Genomic DNA, 12,361 nt, shown 5'->3' with positions numbered 1-12,361 from the left:
GCGCTCTGTAGGAGCTACCGAAGGCTGCGATCTTTTGATCTTGGCAAGCATGAAAAAGCCCCGCACGGCGCGAACCGTGCGGGGCTTTTTTGCAGCCGGGGAGGGCTTACAGACCCGCAGCGGAACGCAGAGCGTCGGCGCGGTCGGTTTTTTCCCAGGTGAACGTGGTGAAGGTATCTTCGCCAACAGTCTTGGTCTGCGGAGCACGACCGAAGTGGCCGTAGGCTGCAGTTTCCTGGTACATCGGGTGCAGCAGATCGAGCATGGTGGTGATCGCGTATGGACGCAGGTCGAACACTTCACGCACCAGTTTGATGATCTTGTCATCGCTGATCTTGCCGGTACCGAAGGTGTTCAGCGAGATCGAAGTCGGCTGAGCGACACCGATGGCGTAGGACACCTGAATCTCGCAACGCTCGGCCAGGCCGGCAGCGACGATGTTCTTGGCAACATAACGGCCAGCGTAGGCAGCCGAACGGTCAACCTTCGATGGATCTTTACCGGAGAATGCGCCGCCGCCGTGACGGGCCATGCCGCCGTAGCTGTCGACAATGATCTTGCGACCGGTCAGGCCGCAGTCACCTACCGGGCCGCCAATGATGAACTGGCCGGTCGGGTTGATGTGGAACTGGGTGTCCTTGCTCAGCAGTTCGGCAGGCAGCACGTGCTTGACGATCAGCTCCATCACGCCTTCGCGCAGGTCTTTGTACGACACTTCAGGGTTGTGCTGGGTCGACAGTACAACGGCGTCGATACCGACCACCTTGCCGCCTTCGTAACGGCAAGTCACTTGCGACTTGGCGTCCGGACGCAGCCAAGGCAGCAGACCCGATTTGCGGGCTTCGGCCTGGCGCTGTACCAGCTGGTGCGAGAAGGTGATCGGAGCCGGCATCAGCACGTCGGTTTCGTTGCTGGCGTAGCCGAACATCAGGCCCTGGTCGCCGGCGCCCTGATCTTCAGGCTTGGCACGGTCAACACCCTGGTTGATGTCAGGGGACTGCTTGCCGATGATGTTCATCACGCCGCAGGTAGCGCCGTCGAAGCCGACTTCGGAGCTGGTGTAGCCGATGTCGCAGATCACGTCACGAACGATCTGCTCCAGGTCGACCCAGGCGCTGGTGGTCACTTCACCGGCCACGATGGCAACGCCGGTCTTGACCAGGGTTTCCACGGCAACGCGTGCGTGTTTGTCCTGGGCGATAATGGCGTCCAGCACCGCATCGGAAATCTGGTCGGCGATTTTGTCCGGATGTCCTTCAGACACGGACTCGGAGGTGAAGAGGGAGTATTCGCTCATCTCGATGTTTTCCTGAATTTACCGATGGTGAGTGTCGCCAGCCGGTCGCTGAAAGTGGCGAACCTGGATCTGGAAACCATTACGTAAGCCTACATAGAGGCTGTCCCCGGGAACGAGTCCCGCAGCGGTGGCCCAACGGGCCAAATCGTCCTGTTCAAACCCCAACCACAGATCACCGCAGGCCTCCCTGGCCCAACTCTGGTTGTGGCTACATAACTCTGTCACGAGCAGGCTACCGCCCGGTTGCAGCAGGCCGGCCATGTGCTTGAGCGCTTCGGCCGGCGCGGCGAAATGGTGCAACACCATGTTCAGTACCACGCAATCGGCCTGAAGGCTGGTGCCATTCAATGCATCGGCCAATTGCAGGCTGACGTTAGCCAGCCGTTCACGTTCACATACCTGACGCGCCAGTTCGAGCATCGCCGGGCTGTTGTCCAGCGCGGTTACGGTGCCGAAGCGACGGGCCAGTTCCGGCAGGAAAGCGCCATCGCCGGGGCCGACTTCAATGGCCGTGGCAGCACCATTGAAGTTCAGTTTGTCGAGCAGGGCCAGCACGCTGTCGCGGTACTGCGGCAGGCCTGCGATCAAGTCTTGCTGGGCGCGGAATTTCTCCGCAACCCGGGCGAAAAAGTCCTGACTGGCCGCTTCACGTTGTCCGTGGACCTGAGCGATGCGTGCCTGCACGTCGTCCGGCAGCGCCAGATTGTCGACTTCTTCTAACAATGCGGCGTGCAACTTGCCGCCCAGCAATTCGGTGTGAGGCAGGGCGCGGCGATAGAAAATCGCGTTGCCTTCGCGACGTGTCGCCACCAGATCGGCCTGGGCCAGTACCTTGAGGTGGTGGCTCATGCCGGACTGACCGATGCCGAAAATCTGCGCCAGCTCCAGTACGCCGAACGAGTCGTTGGCCAGCGCGCGCAGTACATTCAGGCGCAGCGGATCGCCACCGGCCTTGCACAGGGCCGCCAGCTCGTCGCAATCGTCATGGCGAATGGAAGGCACGCGTAAGTTCATGGGGCAGCAGTCTAGTGACGGTGGGAAATCGCTGCAAGGGCAATATCAAAAAGTTTTGATATTGCTCGATAGATGGCACTTCTCACTGGCTGGTTAACTCTACAAACGAACAGCGGAAAGGTTTCACCAGACGAAACCGCCGTCCAGCATGGGAAAAACGCCTTCGGATGACTATCTGTCATTGCCCCAAGGCGCTCCGGTGAGGGAAAATGCCCTCCTTTTTTCCGTTTCAATCTATTCACACCCAGGAGATCAGCGATGCCTAGCCGTCGTGAGCGTGCCAACGCCATTCGTGCCCTCAGCATGGATGCCGTGCAAAAAGCCAACAGCGGCCATCCCGGTGCCCCTATGGGTATGGCAGATATCGCCGAAGTACTTTGGCGCGACTACCTCAAGCACAACCCGAGCAACCCATCGTTCGCCGACCGTGACCGCTTCGTGCTGTCCAACGGCCACGGCTCGATGTTGATCTACTCGCTGCTGCACCTGACCGGTTACGACCTGTCGATCGACGACCTCAAGCAGTTCCGTCAGCTGCACAGCCGCACCCCGGGTCACCCGGAATTCGGTTATACCCCGGGCGTCGAAACCACCACCGGCCCGCTGGGTCAGGGTCTGGCCAACGCCGTCGGCTTCGCGCTGGCTGAAAAAGTCCTGGGCGCGCAGTTCAACCGTCCTGGCCACAACATTGTTGACCACCACACCTACGTGTTCCTCGGTGATGGCTGCATGATGGAAGGCATTTCCCACGAAGTCGCTTCCCTGGCCGGTACTCTGGGCCTGGGCAAGCTGATCGCCTTCTACGATGACAACGGCATCTCCATCGACGGCGAAGTCGAAGGCTGGTTCACCGATGACACCCCGAAGCGTTTCGAATCCTACAACTGGCAGGTGATCCGCAACGTCGACGGTCACGATCCGGAAGAGATCAAGACCGCCATCGAAACCGCGCGCAAGAGCCCGCTGCCGACCCTGATCTGCTGCAAGACCACCATCGGTTTCGGTTCGCCGAACAAGCAGGGCAAGGAAGACTGCCACGGCGCCCCACTGGGTGACGCGGAAATCGCTCTGACTCGTCAGGCGCTGAACTGGAACTACGGCCCGTTCGAAATCCCGGCCGACATTTATGCCGAGTGGGATGCCAAGGAAAAAGGTCGCGCTGCCGAAGCCGAATGGGATCAGCGTTTTGCTGCCTACTCCGCCGCATTCCCGACCGAAGCCAACGAGCTGATCCGTCGTCTGAGCGGCGAACTGCCGGCTGACTTCGCGGAAAAAGCCTCGGCCTACATCGCTGAAGTGGCGGCCAAAGGCGAAACCATCGCCAGCCGTAAAGCCAGCCAGAACACCTTGAACGCGTTCGGCCCGCTGCTGCCGGAACTGCTCGGCGGTTCGGCTGACCTGGCCGGTTCCAACCTGACCCTGTGGAAAGGTTGCAAAGGCGTCAGCGCTGAAGATGCCGGCGGCAACTACATGTACTACGGCGTGCGCGAATTCGGCATGACCGCGATCATGAACGGCGTGTCCCTGCACGGCGGCCTGGTGCCTTACGGCGCGACCTTCCTGATGTTCATGGAATATGCGCGCAACGCGGTGCGCATGTCGGCGCTGATGAAAAAGCGTGTGATCCACGTCTACACCCACGACTCCATCGGTCTGGGCGAAGACGGCCCGACGCACCAGCCGATCGAGCAACTGACCAGCCTGCGCACCACGCCGAACCTCGACACCTGGCGTCCAGCCGATGCCGTTGAATCGGCGGTGGCCTGGAAAAATGCGCTGGAGCGTAAAGACGGCCCTTCGGCGCTGATCTTCTCGCGTCAGAACCTGCAGCACCAGGAGCGCGATGCCGGCCAGATCGCTGACATCAGCCGCGGTGGCTACGTGTTGAAGGACTGCGCAGGCGAGCCTGAGCTGATCCTGATCTCCACCGGTTCGGAAGTCGGTCTGGCCGTTCAGGCCTACGACAAACTGACCGAGCAGGGCCGTAAGGTGCGCGTGGTTTCCATGCCTTGCACCAGCGTGTTCGACGCTCAAGACGCCGGCTACAAGCAATCGGTTCTGCCGTTGCAGGTCAGCGCACGTATCGCGATCGAAGCGGCTCACGCCGACTTCTGGTTCAAGTACGTGGGCCTGGAAGGTCGCGTGATCGGCATGACCACCTACGGCGAATCGGCTCCGGCTTCGGCACTGTTCGAAGAGTTCGGCTTCACCCTGGAAAACATCCTGGGTCAGGCTGAAGAGCTGCTGGAAGACTAAAACACAACGCGGTGGTTTTATGACCACCGCGGTCCCTGTAGGAGCTGCCGAAGGCTGCGATCTTTTGATCTTGATCTTAAAAACAAGATCAAAAGATCGCAGCCTCGTTTCACTCGACAGCTCCTACAGGGGGCGTGTTGTTAACGAGATTTCGTTCTGTCTGCGTTTATCGAGAACCCCATGCCTCAACCGCGTCCCTACAAAGTTGCACTCAACGGCTACGGCCGGATTGGTCGTTGCGTCTTGCGTGCGTTGTTCGAGCGTGGCGAGAAGGCCGGGTTTGAAATTGTCGCGATCAACGATCTGGCGGACATGGCCAGCATTGAATACCTGACACGCTTCGACTCCACCCACGGCCGCTTTCCCGGCGAAGTGCGAGTAGAAGGCGATTGTCTGCATATTAATGGCGACTGCGTGAAGGTCCTGCGCAGTGCCACCCCCGAAGGCATCGACTGGGCGGCGCTGGGCGTCGACCTGGTGCTTGAATGCTCCGGCGCTTACAACACCCGTGAAGACGGCCAGCGTTTCCTCGACGCCGGCGCGCCACGGGTATTGTTTTCGCAACCGATGGCCAGCGAGGCGGATGTCGACGCCACCATCGTCTACGGCGTCAATCAGGATTGCCTGACCGGCGCCGAACTGCTGGTGTCCAACGCCTCCTGCACCACCAACTGCGGTGTGCCGCTATTGCGTCTGCTGGACAAGGCGATCGGCCTGGATTATGTGTCGATCACCACGATTCACTCGGCGATGAACGATCAGCCGGTGATCGACGCCTATCACCACGAAGACCTGCGCCGCACCCGCTCGGCGTTCCAGTCGGTGATCCCGGTGTCCACTGGTCTGGCGCGCGGTATCGAGCGCCTGCTGCCGGAACTTGCCGGGAGAATTCAGGCCAAAGCCGTACGCGTGCCGACGGTCAACGTGTCCTGCCTCGACATCACGATGCAGACCGCCACCGCGACCGATGCCAACGAGGTCAACCGGATCCTGCGCGAAGCCGCCACCAACGGCCCGCTCAAGGGGCTGCTGGCCTACACCGAGTTGCCGCACGCCAGTTGTGATTTCAACCATGACCCACATTCGGCCATCGTCGATGCCAGTCAGACCCGTGTTTCCGGCCCCAAGCTGGTGAACATCCTGGCCTGGTTCGATAACGAATGGGGTTTTGCCAACCGAATGCTGGACGTTGCAGACCACTATCTGCAAACAGCGATTTCAAAAAAACCTGCTCTCTAAGAACAGTTACTCAGGAAGTGCGACCCATGACCGTGTTGAAGATGTCCGACCTCGATCTGCAAGGTAAGCGCGTATTGATTCGCGAAGACCTCAACGTCCCAGTCAAGGACGGTGTTGTCACCAGCGATGCGCGTATCCTGGCTTCGCTGCCGACCATCAAGCTGGCCCTGGAAAAAGGTGCGGCGGTGATGGTGTGCTCACACCTGGGCCGTCCGACCGAAGGCGAGTTCTCCGCCGAGAACAGCCTCAAGCCAGTCGCTGACTACCTGAGCAAGGCTCTGGGCCGCGACGTGCCGCTGGTTGCCGATTACCTGGACGGTGTTGACGTCAAGGCCGGCGACATCGTGCTGTTCGAAAACGTGCGCTTCAACAAGGGCGAGAAAAAGAACGCTGACGAACTGGCCCAGCAATACGCCGCCCTGTGCGACGTGTTCGTGATGGACGCTTTCGGCACCGCGCACCGCGCCGAAGGTTCGACCCACGGCGTGGCCAAGTTTGCCAAAGTCGCCGCTGCTGGCCCGTTGCTGGCCGCTGAACTGGACGCACTGGGCAAGGCGCTGGGCGCACCGGCCAAGCCAATGGCTGCGATCGTTGCCGGCTCCAAGGTGTCGACCAAACTCGACGTCCTCAACAGCCTGAGCCAGATCTGCGATCAACTGATCGTCGGCGGCGGCATCGCCAACACCTTCCTGGCCGCCGCCGGTCACCCGGTCGGCAAGTCGCTGTACGAGCCGGACCTGCTGGACACCGCACGTGCCATCGCCGCCAAAGTCAGCGTGCCGCTGCCGGTGGACGTGGTGGTTGCCAAGGAGTTCGCTGAAAGCGCCGAAGCCACCGTCAAGCTGATCGCTGACGTTGCCGCTGACGACATGATTCTGGACATCGGCCCGCAAACCGCGGCCAACTTCGCCGAACTGCTGAAATCGTCGAAAACCATTCTGTGGAATGGCCCGGTCGGCGTGTTCGAGTTCGACCAGTTCGGCAACGGCACCAAAGTGCTGGCCCAGGCCATCGCTGACAGCGCGGCGTTCTCCATTGCCGGCGGTGGCGACACCCTGGCGGCCATCGATAAATATGGCGTGGCTGAGCAAATCTCCTACATTTCCACCGGTGGTGGCGCGTTCCTCGAATTCGTCGAAGGCAAGGTGCTGCCGGCCGTTGAAGTCCTGGAAAGCCGGGCCAAGGCCTGAGGCCGCCCGTTTGGCCAGGCAAAGGAGTGTTCACATGGTCAAGTCGTTAGCGCTGTTGTTGCTGACCGGTACGCTGGCGGCCTGCGGGAGTAACCCGAAGGCCGAGGCGACACCTGCGCCGGATGCGGCGAGCAAAGGCTGCTACCAGGCCGACTGGCAGGCCGAAACCAACCCGGTGCTGAACAAGCGCTCGGGGCCGGACGGTCTGGACAAATACGAGACGCAAACCCCGGCCAAGGAACATGGTTGTCCTTGACCGGTCTGACTCTTTAACTCAGGGCTGGTGGCGTTGGCTGTCAGTCGAGGAACACGGATGAAAGGCTTGATCGCCATTGCGGCGTTGGCACTGTTGGGTGGTTGCGCGCAGATGAACCTGTTTCAGTCGTCCGCTCCGGCGGACAGCTGGACCACCTGGACTTGCGACAGCCAGGCCAAAGTGCTGTGGCGCTACGCCGATGCTGGCCAGAAGGAAGTCGATGTTCGACTGGGCGGCGGTGATCAGGTCTATCGCCTGAAAGAAGAGCCGGGCGCCTCGGGCGTGCTGTACAGCGACGGCATGCTGGCGTTTCACGTCAAGGGTGACGAAGGCCTGGTGTACTGGGTCGCCACCAATGACCTGATCGGCCGCGGCTGCAAAGCCGAGTAATTGAAGCACTGCGATTCTAATGTGGGAGCGAGCCTGCTCGCGAAAGCGGTTTGACAGGCACTGCATCAGCGACTGCGAGATTGCTTTCGCGAGCAGGCTCGCTCCCACAGGGGATCTGCGTAGTTATTGAGAATTTGCTTTATCGAATCACCAGACCGGGCTTTGACCCCCGATCTGCAATCACTTGAATAGCCGCCGCCGCTCCGGCAGGCTGGCACGATTAACGACCCTCAACCGGGAGAGACACACACAATGGCACTTATCAGCATGCGCCAGATGCTGGACCACGCAGCCGAGTTCGGCTACGGCGTTCCAGCCTTCAACGTCAACAACCTTGAGCAGATGCGCGCCATCATGGAAGCCGCTGACAAGACTGACTCCCCGGTGATCGTCCAGGCTTCGGCCGGCGCTCGCAAATACGCTGGCGCGCCATTCCTGCGTCACCTGATCCTGGCCGCGATCGAAGAATTCCCGCACATCCCGGTGTGCATGCACCAGGACCACGGCACCAGCCCTGATGTCTGCCAGCGCTCCATTCAACTGGGCTTCAGCTCGGTGATGATGGACGGCTCCCTGGGCGAAGACGGCAAGACGCCGACCGACTACGAATACAACGTCCGCGTGACCCAACAAACCGTCGCCATGGCTCACGCCTGCGGCGTTTCGGTTGAAGGCGAGCTGGGCTGCCTGGGTTCGCTGGAAACCGGCATGGCCGGTGAAGAAGACGGCATCGGCGCTGAAGGCGTTCTGGATCACAGCCAGATGCTGACCGACCCGGAAGAAGCCGCTGACTTCGTCAAGAAAACTCAGGTCGATGCCCTGGCCATCGCCATCGGCACCAGCCACGGCGCCTACAAGTTCACCAAGCCACCTACCGGCGACGTGCTGGCGATCGACCGCATCAAGGAAATCCACAAGCGCATCCCGAACACCCACCTGGTGATGCACGGTTCCTCGTCCGTGCCTCAAGAGTGGCTCGCGATCATCAACCAGTACGGCGGCGACATCAAAGAAACCTACGGCGTACCGGTTGAAGAAATCGTTGAAGGCATCAAGTACGGCGTGCGCAAGGTCAACATCGACACCGACCTGCGTCTGGCATCCACCGGCGCAATGCGTCGCCTGATGGCCACCAACCCGAGCGAATTCGACCCACGCAAATTCTTCGGCGCGACCGTGACGGCGATGCGTGACGTGTGTATCGCTCGTTATGAAGCGTTCGGTACTGCCGGTAATGCTTCGAAGATTAAACCGATCTCGTTGGAAGCGATGTATCAGCGGTATTTGAAGGGTGAGTTGAACGCCAAGGTCAATTGAGACTGGGTGTTGAGCTGATTTGAAAGAAACCCGCCGTGAGGCGGGTTTTTTATTTTTATTTAATACAAGTGCAGCGCCTAAAGAACGTTGGTTGACAATGCGTCACTCCAGCCTGAGGTGGCGCCATTATTGTTTGTTCTAGCAACAACTGTAATCAGACCTTGCTCCGGGCGGCTCTTAATGAGCGCATAGGCGTTTGCTTCGACATCGAGCCGAATCGAGACTTTGAGTACCAGAATACTATGAGACGTTTTAACATGCTGGCAGCTGGTTTGTGGCTGACTTCTGAGTAGCCATCGCGTTTTCTAGAGGTTTTCAAAGATGCGCGTTTCACTCGATCACGCTTTGACGAAAGCCTTCGAATATATCCGTATTGGCTACAACGTCAGGTTTCACTTCACCTCGATACCAGGCCATACCTTCCATCGTACGAGGAGGTTGAAGCGGCCGCGAATCACCTCCTCATCACCAACGTCGGTGTCAGCACTGACTCTTTAGGAACATTGATGGGTATTAAAAGGGACGGTGCGCGTCGGGCGGTCGGACTCTGGAAGGACAACCGTAGACTGACCCTCTGACTCCCGACGAGTTCGTGACAGCCGTCACATCCAGCAATAGTGAATACAGTTCATTCTGAAGTTCTGGTTATTTGTTTTTGGGGGGTTACCTCAAGCGCACGTCATCTCGGGGGGCAAGCTCTACCTCAACACCTTCTACGGCGACTACTTTGCCTTCGATTTGCCTCGAGGGATCCGTTTGGCGGAAGATCCTGCTGTGTAAGCTGTCGGCTCATGCAGGATGGGCTCAGTTGCATTAGCAAGACCACCCCGTTTTCTGGCGTTACATCCCCTTCACATGCGAGCCCATTCCATGACCTTTGAGCCACCGCAGAAAGGCAACCCGCATCAGCTGACGATGAACCAACATACCTTCCCGAGCGCCAGCATTTCCCGCTTCGCGAACGAGAAAGGGGCGGTTCAGGTGCTGCGCAAAGCGTCTGAAAAGGTCTTTCATGCCAGGCCGGCGGACCGAATATTCTGTGCCCAAAGGGTTTGGGATCAGCAGGCCGAAGGCGGATTCATGAAAGGTATCGAGGACGCCTACCAGGCTCTGGCCAGAGTCATTCTCGATGATCCTGCTTTTCGCTTGGGCCGCCAGCATTTCAACGTGATCAACGAATTCTACTGCTTATGGAACATCCGAGCGCAGTGGAAGATGAATGAACGGCTGGCCGACCCGTCAATCGGCAGCGCTTCTGAGGTAATCGGTCTCCTAAGTCACTACACCCAGGATGAACAGGAGCAACTGGAGGCCGGAGGTATCGGCTATATCCGCCCCGACCTCACGATTCCAAGCCGCTCGCTGGTTGCGCCGTCGATACGCCTCAACCTTACCGACGCGGTCAGGGCGATGAGCGGCGAAACGTGGCAGCTCTTGCATGCTGGCGAGGGAGAGTTCGTCGTGCCGGACAACTTTTTCAAATGGCTGTTTGTACCGCTTTCGCCCACCGTCTGCTTTTGCGCGCATCCTGAAGTGAACCCATCCAGTCTGCACTGTGATGGTGTGGCGGCCATTAATCGCCTCGCCATTGATGCCAGCATTGACTACTACTTCGCCCGCGACCTAGATCATTGCCCCCAATGAGTGGCTCCTTTGACTATAAAGGGTGTCATTGACTGGGAATGATGTCGGATTGTGAAATTAATGCGACTGAAATGGCCATCCCAGTGCCTCGCTGAGCAGAAGTCGGCCGCAGGATCCAATTGAAAATACTCAGCCTATCCCCCATATCTGCAGGTTAGGTCTCGATCCCGAGTCCTAATCACCGAAAGGGATGTACCATGAGAAATCCGATTCAAACGCAGCAAACCCGTGCGAGAAAAGAGTTCAAAGCTCTCGGTCGTGCGGAGAAAAATGGCGTGACCGACGCTGAAATTGTCCAAGAAATGGTCAAGGACATGGCAAACCCAGGTTCTGCTCAATCCGTAATGCAGGCCGCCGCTGCGGTTATGTACATGAGCGCAGTGAAAGAGGGCGATACGCCCATCACGACTGCGGTTAATCGCTGCCTGGAGAGACAGCGCAAGGAAAAGGCAAACACTCGCGCTGTTCCTAGCCCAGCCTAACCGGTCGCTGCACTCGCGACCCCTTACTTCTGCCTTCAAGCAGAAGTAAGGGGTTGCACCTCCCAATCGTCAAATCTGACCGGTTGTAGTCTCCACACTGGCACGGAAGACACTAGACGCCCTTGATCGCATCATCGCCGAGCACGATCAAATCAGGCCAACCTGCCCGTTAGTCGTAGGTTTGGCGGCGAAGGCCTCCAGGATCTTCGCGATTATCTCGTTATCCACCTGTTGGTACAGGAACAGAAAGGGGTAAGCACTCTCCAACAAGCTCATAGCCTTCAGCCCGTTAAATAGAATTTCTGCTTGGGTAGGATGACGACCTTTCTTAGCTGGGCAGCAAGCCAATACCCATTGGTTTGAATTCCAGGCCCGCACTTGTAACCTGCCAGTTACCGTAAGCAATAGTGTCCCTATATTCTGGATGCCAGGTGTGAATGGCCTCCATCATCCAACTGAGCAGGCCCCTTTTGTTGTTTTGGTTTTTTGCATCCCTTGCCACATCATGAAAATCTTGGGACTCACGCGCCCACATTTCACTTTGTGCGAAGATGTATGGACCAAATTTTTTTGCAAGTTCGAGCTGGTTTGGCAGGGAGGTTCTAAGCTGCATCCAGGCCAAAACCGTTTCCGTTTTGTCCGGCTCATCGCAAGCAATGATTCTAGTGATGAGATCCCCGTACGCCTCTACCCAACGTTGCTCAGCCTCTGGAAAGAGCTTGATCTCCTCGGGGATGATGAAGATGTGCTCCATTTCATTTTCTAGCTGAAGAGAGAACAGAGCAATGGAGGGGTGGCAATATTTGGTAGGCATGAGTTTGATTTGACCCTCGCAGAGATCGCGACGGAGATGAAGCAGTTCGTGCCCGATTACCGAAGTAGTGGCGGTGGACGGATCGCACCAGATCACCACCCTCTGCTGGTAACCGTCGATTTCGAACGACGCAATTGCCTTTTTGATATCAAACACAGGATCAACACATTCCGCCTTATGCAAAATCTCAAGCTCAATCCCTGTTGACTCAAAAATTTGTTCCGGAATAACGCGAAGGCTCAATGGTAAGAGCTCCCAAGTCTCTCTCAGACTGAGGGCATCTAACTGCTGTTCAAGACGTAACATCAAGTAAATCCTGTATGGTATGCGAATGTTTGCGAACGATCACCCGGTGACAACGATCGTACCTATCCCGGCAATACGTTCTTCTAAAAGCCCAGGAATCTACACGGGTGGATTCACGGATACATGCATTAGCCCAGCGTAATAAATCGGTTTGCG

The 12,361-nt window shown here is 58.2% G+C and carries 11 protein-coding genes; 8 read left to right on the top strand and 3 right to left on the bottom strand.

The window, feature by feature from the left end; translation table 11 throughout:
* Positions 1 to 106 precede the first annotated feature (106 nt).
* A complete protein-coding gene (gene metK, locus BW33_RS00830; RefSeq protein WP_003229025.1) occupies positions 107 to 1,297 on the bottom strand; it encodes a methionine adenosyltransferase in 1,191 nt (396 codons plus the stop codon).
* 18 nt (positions 1,298 to 1,315) lie between these two features.
* A complete protein-coding gene (locus BW33_RS00825) occupies positions 1,316 to 2,311 on the bottom strand; it encodes an ArsR/SmtB family transcription factor (protein ID WP_047596542.1) in 996 nt (331 codons plus the stop codon).
* 258 nt (positions 2,312 to 2,569) lie between these two features.
* Between BW33_RS00825 and tkt the strand changes: the two genes are divergently transcribed.
* From tkt to BW33_RS00785, 8 genes are all read left to right on the top strand, one after another.
* A complete protein-coding gene (gene tkt, locus BW33_RS00820) occupies positions 2,570 to 4,567 on the top strand; it encodes a transketolase (protein ID WP_047596541.1) in 1,998 nt (665 codons plus the stop codon).
* Between the two features lie 180 nt (positions 4,568 to 4,747).
* Entirely contained in the window at positions 4,748 to 5,806 is a 1,059-nt protein-coding gene (gene epd, locus BW33_RS00815; RefSeq protein ID WP_047596540.1) for an erythrose-4-phosphate dehydrogenase, read from the top strand.
* A 26-nt stretch (positions 5,807 to 5,832) separates the two neighbouring features.
* Complete coding sequence (locus BW33_RS00810; protein WP_047596539.1) at positions 5,833 to 6,996, top strand: phosphoglycerate kinase; 1,164 nt, start codon at positions 5,833 to 5,835, stop codon at positions 6,994 to 6,996.
* Positions 6,997 to 7,030: 34 nt separating this feature from the next.
* Positions 7,031 to 7,252, top strand: a complete 222-nt coding sequence (locus BW33_RS00805) for a hypothetical protein (RefSeq protein WP_047596538.1) — start codon at positions 7,031 to 7,033, stop codon at positions 7,250 to 7,252.
* A gap of 57 nt (positions 7,253 to 7,309) precedes the next feature.
* On the top strand, positions 7,310 to 7,642 hold the full coding sequence (locus BW33_RS00800) for an MliC family protein (protein WP_047297097.1): 333 nt from the start codon (positions 7,310 to 7,312) through the stop codon (positions 7,640 to 7,642).
* Between the two features lie 252 nt (positions 7,643 to 7,894).
* Positions 7,895 to 8,959: a class II fructose-bisphosphate aldolase gene (gene fba, locus BW33_RS00795; RefSeq protein WP_003177554.1), complete on the top strand. Its 1,065-nt coding sequence runs from the start codon at positions 7,895 to 7,897 to the stop codon at positions 8,957 to 8,959.
* 870 nt (positions 8,960 to 9,829) lie between these two features.
* A complete protein-coding gene (locus BW33_RS00790) occupies positions 9,830 to 10,603 on the top strand; it encodes a DUF4238 domain-containing protein (protein WP_047596537.1) in 774 nt (257 codons plus the stop codon).
* Between the two features lie 197 nt (positions 10,604 to 10,800).
* Positions 10,801 to 11,085: a hypothetical protein gene (locus tag BW33_RS00785; RefSeq protein ID WP_052032671.1), complete on the top strand. Its 285-nt coding sequence runs from the start codon at positions 10,801 to 10,803 to the stop codon at positions 11,083 to 11,085.
* A 328-nt stretch (positions 11,086 to 11,413) separates the two neighbouring features.
* Here BW33_RS00785 and BW33_RS00780 read toward each other — a convergent pair whose 3' ends face one another.
* Positions 11,414 to 12,205 carry a hypothetical protein gene (locus tag BW33_RS00780; protein ID WP_047596536.1) on the bottom strand — a complete coding sequence of 264 codons (792 nt, stop codon included), beginning with the start codon at positions 12,203 to 12,205 and terminating at the stop codon, positions 11,414 to 11,416.
* Positions 12,206 to 12,361: the final 156 nt, after the last annotated feature.

This window comes from Pseudomonas sp. RIT288 (assembly GCF_000631985.1).
Lineage (GTDB): Bacteria > Pseudomonadota > Gammaproteobacteria > Pseudomonadales > Pseudomonadaceae > Aquipseudomonas.
The sequence above is the reverse complement of the archived record's forward strand: the minus strand, read 5'-3'. Positions and strand labels throughout refer to the sequence as shown.